21 protein-coding genes and 1 tRNA gene are annotated in these 18,833 nt (G+C 68.2%); 11 read left to right on the top strand and 11 right to left on the bottom strand.

Annotated elements, in window-relative coordinates; genetic code table 11:
• Nucleotides 1-42 precede the first annotated feature (42 nt).
• Nucleotides 43-1,251 carry an MFS transporter gene (locus KVY00_RS02780; RefSeq protein WP_223044230.1) on the bottom strand — a complete coding sequence of 403 codons (1,209 nt, stop codon included), beginning with the start codon at nucleotides 1,249-1,251 and terminating at the stop codon, nucleotides 43-45.
• A gap of 114 nt (nucleotides 1,252-1,365) precedes the next feature.
• Here KVY00_RS02780 and KVY00_RS02775 point away from each other — a divergent pair, with 114 nt between their 5' ends.
• The 4 genes from KVY00_RS02775 to KVY00_RS02760 are packed head-to-tail and all read left to right on the top strand — an operon-like array spanning nucleotide 1,366 to nucleotide 3,615.
• Nucleotides 1,366-1,698 (top strand): PadR family transcriptional regulator, encoded by a 333-nt coding sequence (locus KVY00_RS02775; RefSeq protein ID WP_223044229.1) that lies wholly within the window; start codon nucleotides 1,366-1,368, stop codon nucleotides 1,696-1,698.
• On the top strand, nucleotides 1,695-2,087 hold the full coding sequence (locus KVY00_RS02770; protein WP_223044228.1) for a DUF1048 domain-containing protein: 393 nt from the start codon (nucleotides 1,695-1,697) through the stop codon (nucleotides 2,085-2,087). Before KVY00_RS02775 ends, KVY00_RS02770 begins: the two co-directional genes overlap by 4 nt.
• The gene (locus KVY00_RS02765; protein ID WP_223044227.1) at nucleotides 2,084-2,857 is read left to right on the top strand and encodes an ABC transporter ATP-binding protein; all 774 of its coding nucleotides are present in this window, start codon (nucleotides 2,084-2,086) and stop codon (nucleotides 2,855-2,857) included. The genes KVY00_RS02770 and KVY00_RS02765 overlap by 4 nt, the downstream gene beginning before the upstream one ends.
• Entirely contained in the window at nucleotides 2,854-3,615 is a 762-nt protein-coding gene (locus KVY00_RS02760) for an ABC transporter permease (RefSeq protein WP_223044226.1), read from the top strand. The genes KVY00_RS02765 and KVY00_RS02760 overlap by 4 nt, the downstream gene beginning before the upstream one ends.
• A gap of 37 nt (nucleotides 3,616-3,652) precedes the next feature.
• Here the strand turns inward: KVY00_RS02760 and KVY00_RS02755 are convergent.
• Nucleotides 3,653-3,725 (bottom strand) — tRNA-Arg (locus KVY00_RS02755).
• A gap of 163 nt (nucleotides 3,726-3,888) precedes the next feature.
• Nucleotides 3,889-4,911, bottom strand: a complete 1,023-nt coding sequence (locus tag KVY00_RS02750) for a zinc-dependent alcohol dehydrogenase family protein (RefSeq protein ID WP_223044225.1) — start codon at nucleotides 4,909-4,911, stop codon at nucleotides 3,889-3,891.
• A gap of 138 nt (nucleotides 4,912-5,049) precedes the next feature.
• On the opposite strand from KVY00_RS02750, the gene KVY00_RS02745 reads away from it, so the two are divergent.
• Nucleotides 5,050-5,928 (top strand): helix-turn-helix transcriptional regulator, encoded by an 879-nt coding sequence (locus tag KVY00_RS02745; protein WP_223044224.1) that lies wholly within the window; start codon nucleotides 5,050-5,052, stop codon nucleotides 5,926-5,928.
• A 1-nt stretch (nucleotide 5,929) separates the two neighbouring features.
• On the opposite strand, the gene KVY00_RS02740 is transcribed toward KVY00_RS02745, so the two are convergent.
• Nucleotides 5,930-7,075 (bottom strand): MFS transporter, encoded by a 1,146-nt coding sequence (locus KVY00_RS02740; protein WP_223044223.1) that lies wholly within the window; start codon nucleotides 7,073-7,075, stop codon nucleotides 5,930-5,932.
• Nucleotides 7,076-7,387: 312 nt separating this feature from the next.
• Here KVY00_RS02740 and KVY00_RS02735 point away from each other — a divergent pair, with 312 nt between their 5' ends.
• Entirely contained in the window at nucleotides 7,388-8,443 is a 1,056-nt protein-coding gene (locus tag KVY00_RS02735) for a PQQ-dependent sugar dehydrogenase (RefSeq protein WP_223044222.1), read from the top strand.
• A gap of 67 nt (nucleotides 8,444-8,510) precedes the next feature.
• Here KVY00_RS02735 and KVY00_RS02730 read toward each other — a convergent pair whose 3' ends face one another.
• Complete coding sequence (locus KVY00_RS02730) at nucleotides 8,511-9,665, bottom strand: ABC transporter permease (RefSeq protein WP_223044221.1); 1,155 nt, start codon at nucleotides 9,663-9,665, stop codon at nucleotides 8,511-8,513.
• An 84-nt stretch (nucleotides 9,666-9,749) separates the two neighbouring features.
• Here KVY00_RS02730 and KVY00_RS02725 point away from each other — a divergent pair, with 84 nt between their 5' ends.
• Complete coding sequence (locus KVY00_RS02725; protein WP_223044220.1) at nucleotides 9,750-10,331, top strand: TetR/AcrR family transcriptional regulator; 582 nt, start codon at nucleotides 9,750-9,752, stop codon at nucleotides 10,329-10,331.
• A 251-nt stretch (nucleotides 10,332-10,582) separates the two neighbouring features.
• On the opposite strand, the gene KVY00_RS02720 is transcribed toward KVY00_RS02725, so the two are convergent.
• From KVY00_RS02720 to KVY00_RS02705, 4 genes are all read right to left on the bottom strand, one after another.
• Nucleotides 10,583-10,723: a hypothetical protein gene (locus KVY00_RS02720; protein ID WP_223044219.1), complete on the bottom strand. Its 141-nt coding sequence runs from the start codon at nucleotides 10,721-10,723 to the stop codon at nucleotides 10,583-10,585.
• 54 nt (nucleotides 10,724-10,777) lie between these two features.
• The gene (locus tag KVY00_RS02715) at nucleotides 10,778-10,957 is read right to left on the bottom strand and encodes a hypothetical protein (RefSeq protein WP_223044218.1); all 180 of its coding nucleotides are present in this window, start codon (nucleotides 10,955-10,957) and stop codon (nucleotides 10,778-10,780) included.
• Nucleotides 10,958-11,029: 72 nt separating this feature from the next.
• Nucleotides 11,030-11,515: a GNAT family N-acetyltransferase gene (locus tag KVY00_RS02710; protein WP_223044217.1), complete on the bottom strand. Its 486-nt coding sequence runs from the start codon at nucleotides 11,513-11,515 to the stop codon at nucleotides 11,030-11,032.
• Between the two features lie 37 nt (nucleotides 11,516-11,552).
• Nucleotides 11,553-12,233 carry a PepSY domain-containing protein gene (locus tag KVY00_RS02705; RefSeq protein ID WP_223044216.1) on the bottom strand — a complete coding sequence of 227 codons (681 nt, stop codon included), beginning with the start codon at nucleotides 12,231-12,233 and terminating at the stop codon, nucleotides 11,553-11,555.
• Between the two features lie 152 nt (nucleotides 12,234-12,385).
• Here KVY00_RS02705 and KVY00_RS02700 point away from each other — a divergent pair, with 152 nt between their 5' ends.
• The 3 genes from KVY00_RS02700 to KVY00_RS02690 all read left to right on the top strand — a co-directional run bounded on the left by KVY00_RS02700 (nucleotide 12,386) and on the right by KVY00_RS02690 (nucleotide 15,833).
• Nucleotides 12,386-14,263, top strand: a complete 1,878-nt coding sequence (locus tag KVY00_RS02700) for a DUF2207 domain-containing protein (protein ID WP_255572724.1) — start codon at nucleotides 12,386-12,388, stop codon at nucleotides 14,261-14,263.
• 81 nt (nucleotides 14,264-14,344) lie between these two features.
• Nucleotides 14,345-14,926, top strand: a complete 582-nt coding sequence (locus KVY00_RS02695) for a hypothetical protein (RefSeq protein ID WP_223044215.1) — start codon at nucleotides 14,345-14,347, stop codon at nucleotides 14,924-14,926.
• Nucleotides 14,927-15,038: 112 nt separating this feature from the next.
• Nucleotides 15,039-15,833 (top strand): hypothetical protein, encoded by a 795-nt coding sequence (locus KVY00_RS02690; RefSeq protein WP_223044214.1) that lies wholly within the window; start codon nucleotides 15,039-15,041, stop codon nucleotides 15,831-15,833.
• Between the two features lie 78 nt (nucleotides 15,834-15,911).
• On the opposite strand, the gene KVY00_RS02685 is transcribed toward KVY00_RS02690, so the two are convergent.
• Nucleotides 15,912-16,391: a hypothetical protein gene (locus KVY00_RS02685; protein ID WP_223044213.1), complete on the bottom strand. Its 480-nt coding sequence runs from the start codon at nucleotides 16,389-16,391 to the stop codon at nucleotides 15,912-15,914.
• A 236-nt stretch (nucleotides 16,392-16,627) separates the two neighbouring features.
• The gene (locus KVY00_RS02680) at nucleotides 16,628-18,151 is read right to left on the bottom strand and encodes a hypothetical protein (protein WP_223044212.1); all 1,524 of its coding nucleotides are present in this window, start codon (nucleotides 18,149-18,151) and stop codon (nucleotides 16,628-16,630) included.
• Nucleotides 18,152-18,251: 100 nt separating this feature from the next.
• Between KVY00_RS02680 and KVY00_RS02675 the strand changes: the two genes are divergently transcribed.
• Entirely contained in the window at nucleotides 18,252-18,824 is a 573-nt protein-coding gene (locus KVY00_RS02675) for a dihydrofolate reductase family protein (protein WP_223044211.1), read from the top strand.
• Nucleotides 18,825-18,833 lie beyond the last annotated feature (9 nt).

Raw genomic sequence — 18,833 nt, 5'->3', positions numbered from 1 at the left:
CAGCGCCTGCTCTCAGGGCCGTTCGAGGCCCGCCGGGTGCGCTCAGCGCTGTTCGAGCCGTCGCGAGTCGGCAACCGCGGTCCACGCGAGAGTCGCCGCGGCGAGCAGCGCCGCCGTGATCCCGAACGCCCAACCGAAGCCACCGAGATCGACGACGGCGCCCGCGATGGCGGGGCCGAGCACTCCGCCGAGGTCGCTCATCATCGAGTAGCCGGCGACGACCTGGCCGCCGCGCCGCTGCCCGAGCACGTCGGCGAGCACCGCCTGCTGCCCGGGGTTGACGAGCGCGGATCCCGCCCCCGCGACGAACATGACGGCGGCGGCGACCCACACGCCGGGGGAGGCGGGCACCGCGGCGTAGGCGACAGTGAGCACCGCCATGCCCGCGATGAGCACGGGCTTGCGGCCGAGGCTGTCGTTCCAGCGGCCCGACGGGAAGATGAGCACCGCGTTGCCGGCCGCGTAGGCCGCGAGCACCCAGGCGGCGATGGTCGCGTCGCCGTCGAAGGCGACGGCGACGAGGATCGGCACGACTGAGACGCGCACGCCGTACGAGGCCCAGCCGAACGCGAACACCGACAGCAGCAGGGCGCGGTACTGCGGCACGGCGAGGGCCTGCCGGAACTGCAGCGTCGATCCGCCCTCCGCTTCCGCGCCGCTCAAAGGCGCCGGGGATCCTGCGGCCTGAGAGCGGCGCAGCGCGACGGCTACGACGGTTGCCGCCGCGAGCAGCGTCACGAAGTAGAACACGAAGGGGGCGCGCAGGCCGAAGCCCGCGACGATGCCTCCGAAGACGGGGCCGAGCAGGCCGCCGAGCAGGAAACCGGCCGCGTTGAGGCTCGCGACCCGACCCCGGGCGTTCGGCGGGCTGACCTTCACGAGCAGCGCGGTCGCGGCGACCGTGAACATGGTCGATCCGATGCCGCCGAGGCCGCGCAGCACCACGAACTGCGTGTAATCAGCGGCCAGCGCGGCAGCGCCGGTCGAGAGCGCGACGATGAGGATGCCGATCGTGTAGGTGCGCCGCTCGCCGAGGCGCCCCACGACCCACCCGGCCAGCGGGGCGCAGAGCAGGCGCATGAGCGCGAAGGCGCTGACGATGGCCGAGGCGGCGAACGCGGAAACCCCGAACTCGAGCGCGAACTGAGGGATCGCGGGGGCGACCACGCCGTAGCCGAGCGCGACCGTGAAGCCGCCCGCCACCAGCGCCCAGACCTCGAAGGGGAGTCGGGGTCGGGTGGTTGCGCGCACTCGACGATCCTACCGGCGGGGTGGCTCGCGATCCTGGCGCAGCGCTTGCGCGGACCACTACTCAGCGTTACAGTGTAGTGGTACACAGCATTGCTAGGTAGTGGAGGGTGGCGCATGGCCAAGCAGATGACCGAGATGCTCAAGGGGGTTCTGGAGGGCATCGTGCTCGCCATCATCTCCGAGCGACCGGGGCACGGTTACGAGATAAGGGCCAGGCTGCAGCAACTCGGCTTCGCAGATACCGCGGAGGGCACCGTCTACGCCCTCCTCGTGCGCATCGAGCAGCGCGGCCTCGTCGACGTCGTCAAGACGCCGTCCGAGAAGGGGCCGCCCCGCAAGGTCTACTCCGTCAACGCGGCGGGCAGCGCCTATCTCGAGGAGTTCTGGCTGTCATGGGACTTCCTCGCCCACCGCATCGCAGCACTTCGAGAAGGAGCAAACCAATGAGCACATTCCTCGACACCATCATCGGCGACCTCGGCGAGAAGCGGCGCTGGCGGGATTCCCAGCGTCGCATCAAGGCCCTCCCGAGCGACTACCGCGGAGCGGCGCAGGCCGTCGAACGCTACCTCATGCGCTTCGGCGCCATCTCGAAGGGGGACGTGCTCGTGCGGATGACGGAGGATCTCGCCGATCTCTTCGAGAGCGCCGCGGCGGACGGCACGTCGATCCGGCAGATCGTCGGCGATGACCCCGTCGAGTTCGCCGAGCTGTTCCTCGCGAACTATGCGGAGGGGCAGTGGATCATCAAGGAGCGCCGCCGGCTCATCGCCGCGATCGATGAACTCGACGGCTCGAAAACCGCCGGGCCCGACGCCGGAGAGGGGCGATCATGACATCCCCGGCGATCCGCATCGAAGGCCTCACCAGGGCGTTCGGGAGCCAGCGGGTGCTGCGCGGCGTCGACCTCGAGGTCGAGCGCGGCACGATCTGCGCCCTCCTCGGATCCAACGGGGCGGGGAAGACGACGCTGGTGAGGATCCTCTCCACGCTGCTGAGCGCGGACTCCGGGGCCGCCTCGGTGGCGGGATTCGACCTCGCGAGCGACCCCGCCGAGGTGCGTCGTCGCATCAGCCTCACCGGACAGTTCGCCGCGGTCGACGAGATCCTGACCGGTGCCGAGAACCTCTCGCTGATGGCGAGGCTCCGGCACGTCGCGGATCCCGCCTCGGTCTCGCGGGAACTCCTTCGCCGATTCTCGCTCGAGGATGCGGCGGATCGGCGGGTCGCGGAGTACTCGGGCGGCATGCGCCGCCGACTCGACATCGCGATGAGCCTCATCGGCGATCCCGAAGTGATCTTCCTCGACGAGCCGACGGTCGGTCTCGATCCCGAAGCGCGGATCGAGGTCTGGCAGGCGGTGGGCGAGCTCGCTCGGGCGGGGACGACGGTGCTGCTCACCACGCAGTACCTCGAGGAGGCCGAGCATCTCGCGGATCGGATCGCGATCCTGCACGAGGGCCGGATCATCGCGAACGGCACGCTGCAGCAACTGAAAGGACTGCTGCCGCCGGCGCGGGTCGAGTACATCGAGAAGCAGCCGTCGCTCGAAGAGGTCTTCCTCGCAGTCACCGGGGCCGGCGGCACGACGGGAGCATCGAAATGAACGGTCATCTTCTGCAGGACACGGGGGTGCTGCACGCGCGGCTCATGCGACACGTGCTGCGGAGCCCCGACACGCTCATCACCACCGCGATCATGCCGATCGCGATCATGCTGATGTTCGTCTTCGTGCTCGGAGGCGCCATCGACACCGGTGACGCGTCGTACATCGACTACATGCTGCCGGGGATCCTGCTCATCACGATCGCCTCGGGGGTGTCCTACACCGCGATGCGGCTGTTCCAGGATCTGCACACCGGGATCTTCGAGCGCTTCCAGTCGATGCCCATCGCCCGCTCCTCGGTGCTCTGGGCGCACGTGCTCACCTCGCTCGTCGCGAACCTGATCTCGCTCGCGGCCGTCGTGCTGGTCGCCCTGCTGCTCGGGTTCAGGAGCGGAGCGGGGATCGGCGCGTGGCTGGCGGTGCTCGGAGTGCTGGTGCTCTTCACCCTCGCTCTGACCTGGATCGCCGTGATTCCGGGGCTCCTGGCGAAGAGCCTCGACGGTGCCGTGGCATTCTCGTACCCGCTGATCTTTCTGCCCTTCGTGAGCTCGGCGTTCGTGCCGACCGACACGATGCCCGGCCCGGTGCGGTTCTTCGCCGAGAATCAGCCGGTGACGTCGATCGTGGACGCGATCCGCGGCCTGCTCGCGCAGCAGCCGGTGAGCGGGGACATCTGGATTGCGCTCGCCTGGTGCCTCGGCATCCTGGCGGTCGCGGCCGGGTTCGCGATGCTCGCGTACCGGCGCCGCTCGGCGTAGGCGGGGGCTGGGTGGCCGTTGCGCTGGGCAAATAGAGTGCCCCCGGCAGGATTCGAACCTGCGACCAACGGATTAGAAGGCCGTTGCTCTATCCACTGAGCTACGGAGGCAAGGGTTCCAGCGTATCGCAGCGAGGCTCTCCTCGTTGCACCGCGTTACCCTCTCCGCCGATCCCAAGCCCTTTCGTCAGGACTGCTCGGTTTCACCAGCACCCCTCGGGCTCGGCGCCCCGGTCGACGCGCTCCGCCCGGAGACTCCGCAGACCGGTGGAGGCTACAGCGTGAGCAGCACCTTCGTGGCCTCGCGCTGATCCATCGCCCGGTAGCCCTCGGCCGCCTGATCGAGAGGCAGCGTGAGATCGAAGACCTTACCGGGGTCGATCTTGCGATCCCAGATGAGCTGGATGAGCTCGGGCAGGAAGCGGCGCACGGGAGCGGGCCCGCCGTGGAGGTGAATCTCGGAGAAGAACAGCTCGCCCCCGGGCAGTTCGACGCCGTGCGAGACGCCGACGAAGCCGACGTGCCCGCCGGGGCGGGTCGAGCGGATGGCCTGCATCATCGACTCCTGGGTGCCGACGGCCTCGATCGCGCAGTGGGCGCCATAGCCGTTGGTGAGTTCCTTGATCCTCGCCGCCGCCTCGTCGCCGCGCTCCTCGATGATGTCGGTCGCCCCGAACTCGCGGGCGAGCGCCTGGCGATCCGAGTGGCGGGACGAGACGATGATGCGCTCCGCTCCGAGATGCTTCGCCGCGAGGACCCCCATGAGTCCGACCGCGCCGTCGCCGACGACGGCGACGGTCTTGCCGGGGCCCGCCTCGGCGGCGACGGCCGCGAACCAGCCGGTGCCGAGCACGTCGGAGGCCGCGAGAAGCGCCGGGATGAGTTCGGGATCGGGCTGCCCGGGCGTCGCGACCAATGTGCCGTCCGCAAGGGGGATGCGCGCCCTCTCGGCCTGGGTGCCGATTCCGCCGTGCACGAACTCGGCGTGCACGCAGCGGGACTGGTAGCCGGCCCGGCAGATCTCGCACTCGCCGCAGGAAATCACGAACGAACCGACGACGAAGTCGCCGGGCTTCACGGTCTGCACCTCGCTGCCGATTTCTTCGACCACGCCCACGTACTCGTGGCCCATGAGCAGCCCGTCGGCCTCCTCGGCGCCGCGGTAGGGCCACAGGTCGGATCCGCAGATGCAGGTGGCCGTGAGCTTCACCACCGCGTCGGTGGGTTCGATGATCCTCGGGTCTTCCCGCTCGCCGACTCGAACATCGCCGGGTGCGTCCATGATGACTGCGCGCATCTGCTGCTCCTTCGTTCCAGAGGTCTTCGATATCTCTACTGTTCAGCACACCAGCTCGGGTGGGAAAGGGGGAGCCCCTGTGAATGGTGGTATTGGCAGGGCCTCCCAGTGAGGTGCTCGTGCTCCTATCGTTGATGCATGGACAATCAGGCCGATGTGCGCGAGTTCCTGACCTCGCGCAGGGAACGCATCACTCCCGAGCGGGCGGGCCTGCCTGCAGGCGGCAACCGCAAAGTGGCGGGACTGCGCCGCAGCGAGGTCGCCACGCTCGCGGGCGTGAGCGTCGAGTACTACACGAAGCTCGAGCGCGGGCAGATCAGCGGCGCCTCGCCGGAAGTGCTCGATAGTCTCGCCCGTGCTCTGCAGCTTGACGAGGCCGAACGCGCCCACCTCTTCGATCTCGCCAACGCGGCGAGCCCGGTCGCCCGACCCAGAAAGCGGCGCAGTGGAAAAGGATGGGCTCCGAGCCCGGGCCTGCAGTGGGCGCTCGACGGATTCACCGCGGGCCCGGCGTTTGTGCGCAATGGCCGCATGGACCTGCTCGCCGTGAACCCGCTCGCTCGGGCGTTCTACACCGAGCTCTACGACATGCCCGGCCAGCCGCCGAACATCGCCAGGCATGCCTTCCTGGACCCGCGCGCGTACGACTTCTACCCCGACTGGGAGGGGTTCGCCGATATCACCGTCGCGATCCTGCGCACCGAGGCGGCGCGCGATCCTCACAACAAGGAACTGCACGACCTGATCGGCGAGCTGAGCACGCGCTCGGATGAGTTCCGTACCCGCTGGGGCAAGCACAACGTGCGGCATCACGGTAGCGGCTTCAAGACCTTCCGCCACCCGGTCGTGGGCGAGATGACGCTCGCCTATGAGGGCATGGATATGGAAGCCCATCACGGGCTCACCTTCACGGTGTACACCGCGGAGCCCGGGTCGAAGTCGGAGGAGGCGATGCGCCTGCTCGCGTCCTGGGCGGCGAGCACGGTAGGCGTAGGCCGCGCCGAGCTCGGCGCCTGAGTCAACTGCGCCGATCCTTCGCGAACAGGATGCCGAGCGGGATGAAGTACAGGGCTGCGATCGCGGCGCCGACGACGACGGGCCCGGTCGTTCCAAGCGCTGACTCCAGGGCGTAGCCCGCGATCCACGACCCGATCGCCGTGCCCACGTTGAACGATGAGGTGCTCAGGGCAGAGGCGAGTGTCGGGGCGTGCTCGGCGTAGCCGACGGCCTTGCCGATGAGCACGGGGTTGGTGGACATGCCGAAGAGCCCGAGGAGGGTGATCAGAATGATGGTGGCGGCTGGCTGGTGCGAGAACAGGGCGAGCAGGACGAGCACGAGGAACGTCGCCGCCGCCGAGGTGAACAGCAGGGGGTACTGGTGCGTGGTGCCGAGGCGGCCGCCCAGGAGGGAGCCGACCAGTGCGCCGATGCCGTAGGCGACGAGGATCAGCGGCACTGAAACGGCGGGCAGGCCCGTGTTCTCGGTGAGCAGCGGGCTGATGAAGCTGTAGGCCGCGAGCGAGGAGCCGCAGACGATCGCGCACCCGGCGAGCACGAGCCACACCCGCACGTCCTTGAGGCTCGCGAGTTCCGCGCGGACGGACGGGATCGGCCCTGCGGTGGAGTCTTTCGCGACGAGGCGGAGGATCAGCGCGGCGGCGAGCAGGGCGAGCATGGCGAGGCCCCAGAAGGGCCCGCGCCAGCCGATCGCCTGCCCTGCGAACGCGCCGAGCGGCACGCCGAGCGCGTTGGCGAGCATGCCGCCGCCGAGAACGATCCCCAGCGCTTTCGAAGCGGCCGGTCCCGCGGCTTTCGCGGCGACGACCGCGGCGACGGCCCAGAACGCGCCGGTTGCGAGCGCGGTGAGGAACCGGGCAGCGAGGATCACGGGGAAGTTCGACGAGACGGCGACGATGACGTGGCCGATGGCGAACACGAGGAGTGCGAGCGTCAGGGTGAGGCGGCGCTGCAGCTTGAGTGTCGCGATTGTCATGACCGGCGTTCCGACGATCATGCCGACCGCGAAGACGGTGATCATAAGCCCGGTGCTCGCGACAGAGATGCCGAGGTCGGCGGCGATCTCGGGCAGGATCCCGGCGACGATGAACTCGGTGGTGCCCATGAGGAACACCCCGGCGGCGAGCACGTACGTGACCGCGGACATACGACCAGGCTGCTTCACAGGGGCAACGTTCACTGGGATGGGACCGGTATGAATCGACACGATGCGGCCTCCGATGACGCGGGTGGCGGGGCGCGCGGGATCGGGGCGCCCGTGTGGGGACCGCACCAGTCGACCATAGGAGGACGGCGGGAGGGAGTTCCTGTCGATGGTGGTACTCGGAGGGCCTCCCGCGCGGCGCCGCTCATTCCGTAGGCTTGGAGCACCAGGGTGTTCTGAGGGAGGTCGACGATGTCGAGGCCCGCGATCCCGAACCGTCGCGCGCCGGGCTCAAAGCCCGTAGCGCGGCGCTCGATGTCCCCTCGAAGGCGGGCGCTGCTCGTGCTGCCGCTGGTCGCGGTGCTCGCGCTCGCCGCCTGCGCGCCGGAGCGGAACGCAGAAGGCTCCTCGCAGCCCGGTTCCTCCGAGCCGCTGGTGGTCGCCGATCATCTCGACGTGCCGTGGTCGATCGCATTCCATGGGGATACAGCTCTCATCAGTGAACGCGACTCCGCACGCATACTCGAACTCACCGCCGACGGCACCCGCGAGGTCGGTGTCATCGAGGGTGTGAGCGCAGCGGGGGAGTCGGGACTGCTGGGGCTCGCGATCCAGGGAGACGATCTGTACGTCTACTCGACGGGGGAGGGTGAGAACCGGATCCAGCGATACCCGCTGACCGGCGAGCCCGGCACGCTCGGGCTCGGTGATCCCGAGACCGTGCTCGCGGGGTTGCCGCACGCGAACTGGCACAGCGGTGGCAGGATCGCGTTCGGCCCGGACGGGATGCTCTACGCCACGGTCGGCGACGTGCACGAGCGCGGCAGCGCCCAGGATCTCGACCGGCTCTCGGGCAAGATCCTGCGGATGACGCCCGAGGGGGAGGTGCCCGACGATAATCCCTTCGACGGCTCCTACGTGTACAGCTACGGGCACCGTAATCCGCAGGGCATCGCCTGGGACGACGAGGGCACGATGTACTCGGCTGAGTTCGGCGAGGACACGTGGGACGAGCTCAACGTCATCGAGCCCGGCGGCAACTACGGGTGGCCCGAGGTCGAAGGCGCGGCCGGCGACCACCGCTTCATCGACCCGGTGCAGCAGTGGGCACCGGCTGACGCGAGCCCGAGCGGGATCGCGGTCGCCGACGGATCGATCTGGATCGCGAACCTCCGCGGCGAGCGGCTCCGCGAGGTGCCTCTGGATGACCTGACAGCGTCGACCGAGCACTTGGTGCGCGAGTACGGGCGGCTGCGCCTCGTCGTCCCCGCCCCCGACGGGTCGCTGTGGCTGCTCACGAACAACACCGACGGTCGCGGTGATCCGGCGCCCGACGACGACCGGATCCTCCGGTTCGAACCGACCGGTTGACGGGGAGGGAACCTCTGCTCGTACTCCACCGGCCGGCTCGACCGAGGACGCGAAAGGACTGTCCGCGTCAGCCCGCCTGCGATCCGCTCTTCGAGGGGTCCTTTCTCCGCAGCGTGACGAACGTCAGTGCCAAGCCGACGACCGCCCACACCGAGAGCACGGTCCAGGAGAAGCTCGTCTCGGCGTCCGGGAAGTAGGAGAGGTCGCGCATCAGGGTCGCGGCCGAACCCGCCGGGAGCCACTGGCCAAACGTTCCCCATGGCGAGAGGATGAACTCGACGGGCACCGTTGCCGCGGAGAGCGGGTTGGCGACGAGGATCATGAACGCCGAGCCGATCGCCGTGCCCGCGCGACCGAGCACCGCGCCGAGACCGGTGATGGTGCCGGAGATCGCGGCGATCGCCAGGCCCATGCCGAGGGCGTTGAGTCCGTAGTCGCCCTGCAGCGCACCGTAGATCCCCTGCAGCACGCCGGTGAGGACGAGCCCGGCCGAGGCCGCGTAGATCAGCACCGCCACGACCCGACGTGCGCCTGATCCCTTGACCGCGAGCGTGATGAACACGCCGCCGAGAATGCCGCCGATCACGAGTGGGAACATGGACGCCGTCAGGCCGGCGCCGTTCGGATCGTCGTCGGAGAGAGGTACGACGTCGGTGACCTCGACCGTGACGGTGGGGATCGAGAACGCCTCGCCGTCGCCCGTCGGAGCGAGCTGCGGTGTCTGCCCCTGTGCGACGGCCTGGAGTGCCTGCTGCATCTGCGCGGCGGCCTGCTCCTGGGCCTGAGCGATGCCGGTTTCGACTTGCTCCCGGATCTTCGCGTCGATCTCGGACTGCAGCCGGGGTGCGAAGCCCGAGAGCATCTGCGCTACCTGGGTGTTGGCGGCGCGGGCGATCAGGATCTCGGGGCCCTCCGTGGGCTCGGCGCCGAGAATGACGGCTCCGTAGACTTTCCGCTGTTCGATGGCGTCAACTGCGGCAGCGCGATCGTCGAGGCGGGTCAACTCGATCGCGCCGTCGGCTTGGTCTTCGATGTTCTCGGCGACCTGGTCGACCTGGTCGGGTTCTCCGACGACGCCGACCGGAAGGCCCTGCGGGTCGGCGGTGACCGCCGGCCATGAGAAGGCCAGCAATACCACCGCGACCAGCAGGGAGAGCCCGGCTCCGAGGGCGATCAGCCGTCCCCAGCTCGTGGGCGGGGGCGAGATTTCGGTGCGATTCATGGTTCCTCCAGGAGACGGGGCAAATAAAAAGAATGATCGTTCTTTATTGTTGCTCGGGCGGGTAGGGTTGTCAAAGGAGGGGCGATGCCGAAGATCAGCGATGAGCGACGTGAGGAACGTCGCGGGCAGATTCTGGATGCTGCCGTGCGGTGCTTCAGCCGAAGCGGATATCACCGCACATCGATGACCGACATCATCGCGGAGTCAGGCCTGTCGTCCGGTGCGATCTACGGATACTTCCGCGGGAAGCAGGAGATCATTCACGCGGTCGCGCACTCGGTGATGCAGGGCCGCTTCGGAGAGCTGAACTCGCTCAGCGAGGATCGCGTGCTCACACCGGCGCAGATCGCTTCGGTGCTCATCGGCGGGCTGCGGGCGTCGCTGCCGACGACCATGCTCGTGCAGGTGTGGGCGGAGGCCACGATCGACGCCGAGCTGCGCGCCATGTTCCAGGAAGTGGCGGGCACGGTTATGGGACAGGTCTCGGGGCTGCTCGAACGCTGGGCAACGGAGTACCCCGAGCGGGTCGACGGCGACCCGGCGGGGTGGGCTCGGAGGTCGACACCGGTGTTCGTCGCAGTGGTGATGGGGTTCATCGTGCAGTCCACGCTCGTGGACGAGTTCGACGGCGACGCCTTCGTGGCCGCTCTCCCCGGTGTGCTCTAGGGGCTGTGACTGCGGCTGTCTCGCGTCCCGTCGTAGTGCACCGATCTGCCGTGACGCACACCGATTTCGGGGTTTCAGTGTGCTTGAAGGTCGATTGGTGCCGATAGGACGGCGGGTCGCGACCACGCGTCCGCATCGGAGTTCATGCTGATCACTCCGCGGGTCGCGAGGCTGACCTGTTCTGATCGGGATCGCGATGGACTATAACTCGACCCTTACGGGGCCAGTGCTGCTGAGCACTCCGACGCCGGTCAGTCGTCCCTGCGCTCGTCGTCGCGATCCTCGCGCTTCTGCCGCCAGGCTGCGTTGATCTTCTTCGCGTTCAAGCCCACGACGGTGAGCAGCACGAGGGCTGCCGCCATCATCATCAGGAACGGAGCTGCGGTATCCATAGTGTCGAGTCTTGCGCGCCGGGGAAAGGAGGGCAACGCGCTCACACGGGGTTCTCAGGAGCGGTGTCTGGGTGCTCTGTCGGCGTCTTCGGAACCCTCCGTCTGCGATTCCTCCAGCGCCTCGGCCAGGTCTTCGCTCACTTGCGGGTCTGTGGCCAGGGCGTCGAAGATCGGCGCGTCGCCTTCGTCTCCCTGCTCGAGCTTCTGATGCGTGATCTTGCCGACCTGCGTCATACGGTTACCCCCTGTCTTCGGTTCCAGGCTAACGGGGGAGAAGAGGCAAACGTAAATCAGCGCACGCCACCGTCACAGCTCGCGCAGGTACAGGAGCATCCGGTAATCCTGTCCGGGCTGCACATTGACGAACCCGTGCCGTTCGTAGAATCTGCGGGTATCCGTGTCGATCTCATCTACACCGATGTGGATCTCGCGCGAGCCCCTGGAGAGCGAGTAATCGACCGTCGCGTCGAGCAGGTCTGATCCGAGTCCCCGGTCGCGGAGATCGGGCACGACGTAGAGTTCCTCCAGCTGCACGAGGGGGCCGTCGAAGTACGGCGTCGGGCGCAGGCTGAGCAGCGCGAAGCCGAGCGCGCGGGGCGCCCTGCTTTCGCCTTTCCCCTGATCCTCGGCGAGGAACGCGACGATGCGGTCTCCGGCGAGGAGCGAGCGCAGCCGCTCCGCGAACTCCGCGGGCGTGGGCGTCGGCGTCTCGAACTCGGTATTGAAGTCGAACAGCAGCCGGGCGACCGTATCGGCATCGTCGACGCCCGCCATGCGAATCGTGTGCTCCATCGTCTCTCCTCGACCCCCGCGGTATGCGGGCCGCGAATCAGTCGTCGACCTCGACGACCTCACCCGAAACCGCGTCGACGAGCACGTCGCGGTCGTTCCCGCTCGCGGCGATCTCGACCTCGAAGAAGGTGCCCTGCCAATCACGGTCCAGCTTCCACGACTTGACCGGCCCGTCGATCTCGCCTGTCGCGGCCGTCATCGCCTCCTCGGGGGAGATGAGCCCGCTCGTGTCGAGAACCTCTTCTTCGGCTTCCGCGGCGTCGTCGGCATCGAGCGGTTCGCGCTGCTCGTGCACGATCTCGCCGCTCGAGGCGCTCACGATCGCCTCGTACTCCTCCGTGTCCGACACGAGTTCGACCGAGTAGACCAGCTCTCCGCGATCCCGATCCAGCTCGACCGAGATGAGTCGGCCGTCGAAGGCTTCCTGCGCAGCTGCGACCGCATCTTCCCATGACACATCCACGCTCGCGTCGATCAAGCTCTCTTCGGCGGTAGGCCCGGCCGATCCGCCAGACCCGCCCTCCTCGCTGCGCTCACTGGTCGTTCCGGGATCCGACGCCGCCGGAGAGTCCTCGACGGCTGCGGGCCCCGCGCATCCCGCGAGCAGGAGCAGTGCGGCCACGGATGCGGCCCCTCCCGTTCCCGCTCTCAGCAGCGAGATGCCTCCGGTGCGCTCGGGGCTGCCGCCTCGGTGCTCGTCCAATGCTCGGTTCGTCATGAGACGCCTCCTCTCGGATCCCGCGCCGGGAACGCACTATCCGCCCCCTCGCGTGCCCCCAGGCTAGGAAGCGAACATGGGAGTCGCCGCAATGCCGCTGATAACGCGAGGATGACTCGAAGCCCGGAACCAAGCCGGTTAGCCTGGTCTTGATGGCTCATTCAATGAAATCCGGTCTGCGCTCCGGCTCGCACGGGGCGCTGCGGCCGCCGATGCTCCTCGCGGTCGCGATCCTCGCCGCGTTCACCGCGCTCGCCGCATCGCTCCTTATCGCGCCGGCCCCCGCGCACGCCGATGTCGAAGACTTCAGCTACGACAGCTGGGACGTGCAGTACGACATCGGCGTCGACGACGACGGCAGAGCGATTGCGCACGTCACCGAGACCCTGGTCGCCCGGTTCCTCGAGACGGATCAGAACCGGGGCATCGTGCGCTCGCTGCCGCGGGACTATCAGGGAGCGTCGACAGATCCGCGCGACTTCAAGGTGACCGACGAGAACGGCGATCCGGTGCCGTTCGAAACCGAGTCCGGTACCGACGACGAGCACGACGCCGCCTATGTCGCCGTGCTCACGGGCGACGACGAGTACGTGCACGGCAGGCAGACGTATGTGATCGAGTACACGCTGAGCGATGTGATCCTGGCACGCGACGATGGCGCCGCCGACGAGTTCTACTGGGACGTAGTGCCCTCCGCGAGGCAGCAGCCGATCTCGTCCTTCACCGCCGAGATCCGCTTCGATCAGGCGCTTGCCGAGCACCTCACCGGGGAGCAGCGCTGCTATAGAGGCAGTGCGGGATCGCGCGACGAGTGCATGATCAGCGGGTTCGAAGGCGAGCTGCGAGCCGGCCCGATGCCGCTGGACGCGCGCGAGGGGGCCACGATCGCGGTGGGGCTGGAGCCCGCGACCGTGGTGCAGCCGCCGCAGCGGCTCCCGAACCCGCTGCTCGACTTCGTGCCGTTCCTCGTCGCAGGCGCCGGGCTCATTCCCGCACTCGGGGGAGTCATCGCCGCCTCGGCGATGCGCCGCAAGCACAAGAACTCGGGTCGGGGGACCGTCGTGGCGCAGTACGACGTGCCGCCGTCCCTGCCACCGCTTATCGCTGCGCCGATCGCGGGTGTCGGGAGGAGCGTGGTGGCGGCTCAGCTCGTGCATCTCGCGGTGAACGGGATGATCCGGTTCGAGGACGGTCCTCCCGACACCGGCTTCTTCGGTTCGGGCAAGCCGCAGACGGCGCTCCGCGTGGTCGATCCGCTCAAAGCGCAGGATCAGTTCGACCGTTCGACGCTGGACGCCGTCTTCCCGGGGACGCCGGCGCCCGGAACGGTGTTCGTGCTGCCGAAGAAGGATGAGTCGTTCGCGAAGAGGATGCAGGCCCTCGAATCCGCGGCGATGGAGCAGGCCGAGAACCGCGGATACTTCCAGCGCGAGCGCAGCTCTGCCGGGAGGGTGTTCGGCTGGGTGACTCTCGGGCTCGTCGCGGTGCTCGCCGTTCTGGTCGTATTCGGCTTCATGCTGCGCAGCAAGCCTTTCGGCGCGGTCTTCGGGATGGTTCTGGGTGTGCCGCTGATCCTGCTGGCGATCTACAGCATGAAGAAGCACCGCGTGTACACCCGCGCGGGAGCGGAGACGCGCGAGTACCTCGAGGGAGTGAAGCTGTTCATCGAGGTCGCCGAGGCGGATCGGCTGCAGATGCTGCAGTCGTATCAGGGCGCCGAGCGACTGCAGGACGGCTCGGTGAATGTGATCCATCTCTATGAGAAGCTGCTGCCCTACGCGATGCTGTTCGGGCTCGAGAAGCAGTGGGGCAAGGTTCTGGAGAGCTGGTACTCGGCGAACCCGAACAACAACATCGGGTGGTACAGCGGATACCAGGCGCACAACATCGGCTCCATCGGCGATACCGTCTCCCAGATGGTCAGCTCGATCAGTTCCTCCGTCAGCTATTCCTCGAGCAGCTCCGGGGGATCGAGCGGCGGCGGCTCCGTCGGTGGTGGCGGCGGTGGCGGATCGGCCGGCGGTCGCTGATGCTCGGGGTCGGGCCCGTCCCGTGGCACCGGGGCGTCCCGCCCCGACCTTGTTCACGATCGCAGACCGGAGGTTCCCGCGATGACGTATGAACCGACGCCGCACCTCATGCCCATGAGTGCCCCGAGCGGCCCGCACCCGCTTCGCCGGTGGCGCGGGCTCGTGTGGGCCGACGTCTCCGGTTACATCCTCGTCAGCGCGGTCTTCGTCGCATTCAGCACCGCGGCGCGGATCGAAGCCGGCGCGGCCGACCCCTCCGGCTACGCCGGGCTCACGCCGTTCATCGTGTCGCTCTGCTTCGGGCTGCCGGTCGTGCCCACGGCCGTGATGAGCCTGATCCTCGGACTGCGCGGCGCCAACGAGGCAGCCCTCGCGCCCGGACGCTGGACCGGCTTCCGCAGGCGAGTCGGCCAGCTCGCCCTCGCCTGTCTGATCGGATGCGTCGCCGTCGTCGTGCTCGGAGTTCTGTACATGCTCATCCGCGGTCTCGCCGGCGGCAACCCCGGGGCCTCTATCGGCGCGGCGCTGGGCCTCGGCGGGATCATGCTCGCTCTGGCGTTCTTCATGGCGCCGATCCTGCTGGGCATCTCCACGCTGATAGCGATACTGGCTCGACTGGTCATCGGCGGACCGGTCCCTGGGCGACCGAGGGTCGCTGAATGATGGGGGACGAGGCGACAGGGCAGGATCTCGGCATCAGGTCGCCGTTCAGCGACCGTCTGGACCGCATCAGCGCCGATCTGCTCTTCGAGCACTACGGGATCGGCTGAGAGCCATGGGCCTCTACGAACGCTTCGCTGCCCGCCGCGAGGACGGGCGCTTCTGCGATATCGGCGTCCCCGATCTCGTCGAACCTGAGCACGTGCGTATCCGGGTGCTCGGCAGCGCTACGAGTCGGCGGTACGACGGGGCTTTCGTCGTCGATGTGCACGCACCCGGCCGGGAGCCCGTCCGCGGTGAGGTCCGGTCGGGCATGAAGCCGTCGAGTCTGGGCGGTCTCGTGCCAGGCTTTTTCGTGCCGGGCATCGTTGATCGTGCGAACCCGTCGCGGATCCTGCTCGTCGAACCGCCGTGCGGGCCGGATCTGCCGCTGGTCGATCCGAAGGTGCAGCAGAACCGGGATATGCGGGATCTGCGCACCGCGGCGCTGTTGCATCGATATCCGCCGCCGAGCACGGCGCGACTGTTCGAACTGATGGAGCCCACCGCTTCTGCGGCGCACCCGCTGTGGGATGCCGTCCGGTTCCGGATGGGGCTGATGACGGGCCCGGAGGCACGGGCGGTGCTGGATCGGATCCGCGCCGACGGCAACGCCTGGGATGAGGCACAGGTGGCGGTCAATCCCGCTTGGCATCTGCTCGGCTCAGATTTCTTCACACCGCAGGCGGAGTGCCTGAGCCATCTCGGGAAGGTCGCGCCGGGCGGGCGCGAGATCGACGAGCAGCCGCTCATGTCGATCGGGCTTGCCGTGCTGCTGCGCGAACTGCATCGGGAGCAGGTCGACCCTGACGCCTATGCCCGGCTGGTGCGCCCGTTCGTGGAGGTGTGCGGGCCGATCGACGGATCCTGACGCGGGCACGCCGACGGTCAGCAGTGGGATGATCGATGACATCGCAACCTCTCGCTCACAGCCGGCTCATCCTGAAGGCTAGAGGTTCTCGGCGCGGAAGACGCGCACCTCGGCCAGCTCCTCAGCAGTGTTGATCATGCGCCAGAAGCTCGGAGCCGGCTGCTGCATCTCAGCGCTCACCACGAGCGCGGGGTCGATGTCGCGCGGCCGGGTTCCCGGCATGGCGCGCCACCCGGTCAAGAGCCAGGTCTCCCTGCCGGAGTCGTCGGGGTGAGCCGCCCACGTCCAGCGGCAGTCCCACCGCTCCCGCATCACCTCGGCGAGAAACGAGATGAGGTGCCAGAGCAGCTCGGCACGGTGGCGATCGGGCAGCGACTGGAATGGGGGAAGGTCGCGAAGAGACTGATCGATCCGGTCGGCGCAGGCGAACGGGCCCTGCTGCTTCCCGGCCGCGACATCGCCGCCTGCGATCTCGTACAGGTGCCAGGCGGCCGCCGAGGCGTCCCGCGTGAACTCTTCCGTGTTCGAGGACCAGTCTTCGGTCGTTGCGTCGTTCACCGTCATACCTCGCTTCATTCGGACGCTGGCGTGGGCTCGCGCTTCACCACGCTACCCGAGAAGGGTGTGATGGCGGCATCTCAGCCCTGCCGCGCCGTCCGCCGCTTGCGCTTCGGCCGGGTCACCACGATGGGCACGATGATTGCCGCCGCGATCAGACAGAGAGCCAGGACGATGACTGCGATTACCCCAGTGACGACCCACGGCAGCATCGATCCCTTATCGCAGCGGTCCCATCACCGGAGCATCGCGGCGCCCACTACGATCCCGTAGTCGTGCTCGAGACGGGCAGCGGCGGGTTCGCCGGCGTACAGCGCGCGGTGCACCAGGTCGACGGGCGCTGCGGGAGCGCGCGCAGCCCGGCGCATGGCTGTGAGGGCGACAGGCATGACGAATCCTGCGGTGCCGAGTTCGATGATGAACCCGACTGCCGCAGAGAACAGGCAGAGCATTGCGGCGATCCCGACGAGCCTGCCCTCGGGGCCGAGAGCCAGCTCGTCCGCGAACACGAAAACCCAGGAGAACACGATGCCGAAGAGCCCGGCGAATGCGGCGAATGCGGCGACCAGCCCCGGCATGCCGAGGGGTGCCCCGGCCGAGACCACCCGACGTGGCCGGATCCGGATCCGGATCAAACGGCAGGTCATGAACAGGGCGGAGATACACCCCACTGCGAGGAGCAGGACGAGCCACCATCGCGACGGCCCGAACAGCATCCACGCGATCAGCGACAGTGCAAGGGTTGCGAGCGTTGCGAGCCCCGCCAGGACGCACGACACGAGGTGCAGAATGCGGGCCCGGGAGGTGTTCCGCTCGATGGCGGTGGCCCACGTCGGTTCATAGGGGCCGGTATCCGGGCCGTCGCTGCCGCCCGATGGGCGCCGCAGGTGCTTGACGTCCCCGGCGGGGCGGGAGGGTGCTCGGCGCCGTTCGAGCACGAGCTCGTCGGCATCGGCGTCGGACACTGCGCCGTCCGTCCACACGTCGAACTCGTCGCCCTGCTGCGGCGCCCATCGAGGGTAGTCGGCATAGCGGATGTTGAAGGTGCTGACTTCAGGCCCGGAGGTGCGCAGGGTGAGCTCGAATACCGGCTGGTCATCGAGCCACGAGCGCAGAAAGCGCGCTTCCTGCACCGTCGCGGTGGTATGGACGCCATGAGAGCGGATCGCATCGATACGGGCAAGGCGCAGTTGATCGGCGCGCCACTGCTCGCGAGCGGCGCGCAACCTGGGCAGGGCGAACCGTGCGACGAGCAGGTCGACCGCGACGATCGCGGCGGCGATGAGCAGGGTCTCGGGAAGCGGGGGAGCCGCCCAGAGCACCGCGACGGAGATTCCGAGGGTACCGCCGAGCGCGAATGCGAGGAGCCTGACGCAGAGCGCCGAGCGCTTCAACCCGCCCGGAGGCAGGGGATGATGCCCCGAAACCGTCCGTGCCCCGGTGACCGCGTAGCCCGTCGAGTACACGAGGCACTCGGTGACGGCGCGGTTCTCGAATACCATCACGAAGAGCGCGACGCAGAGACCCGCTACGGCCGACTCGGCTCGGATGACGGTATCGGCCTTACCGGCGATGCCCGGGATCTCCCCGGCGATACTGATGTGGCACGTCACCCAGAACGCGAACGCGCCGCCGAGGAACGCGGTGAACGCCGCCACGATGAAGCGGCGGGGCAGGGATCGGCGCATCGATTGCCGCACGGCGGAGGCGACGGGCCGGGGATGGTGAGGCGCTGAGGCCTGGCTCAGCGAGAACGTCATGAGTCCTCCTTCGCCTCGAATGGTCGGATTCTATAGCCATAGGAATCGCGGTCGGTGTGATACTTGCAGTCAGTGGGGTATCGCTCGGGAGGTGCGGATCATGTCGAGGCTCATCGTCTCCGCCTGGGTGACTCTCGATGGGTATGTCGCCGGGGCGGATGACTCGATGGACTGGCTCCGGGGCGATGCGGACCTGGCTGCCTACGAGATGGATCTCGTCGAGGGCGCGGGTGTTCTGCTGCTCGGTAGGAAGACCCACGAGGATTTCGCCTCCTACTGGCCCAAGGTCGCCGGCGGAGAACTTGAGGCAGACGAGGCGAACCGGCAGTACGCGCGTCGCCTCGATCAGCTCGAGAAGATCGTCGCGTCCCGCACGGGCCGCATCGCCTCGTGGCCCCGGAGCCGGTGCATCCAGGAGGTCTCGGAGGCAGAGATCCGGCGAGTGAAAGTATCGGCCGACGGCGACGTGGTGGTCTACGGCAGCCTGAGCCTCGTCGGAGCGCTGAACGAGTTGCGGGCGATCGATGAGTTCCATCTCATCGTGCATCCCGTGCTGCTCTGTCGAGGCAAGCCGCTTCTGGGCGAGGATCAGCCTCGCGCCGATCTGGGACTGATCGAGTGCAAGCCGTTCTCCTCCGGTGCGGTGCTTCTCAAGTACGGAACAGCGGGGTAGCACGGCGTT

The sequence above is a fragment of the Leucobacter tenebrionis genome (genome assembly GCF_019884725.1).
GTDB lineage: Bacteria > Actinomycetota > Actinomycetes > Actinomycetales > Microbacteriaceae > Leucobacter > Leucobacter tenebrionis.
Note: the sequence above shows the minus strand (reverse complement) of the source record. Positions and strands in the feature narration are given on the sequence as shown.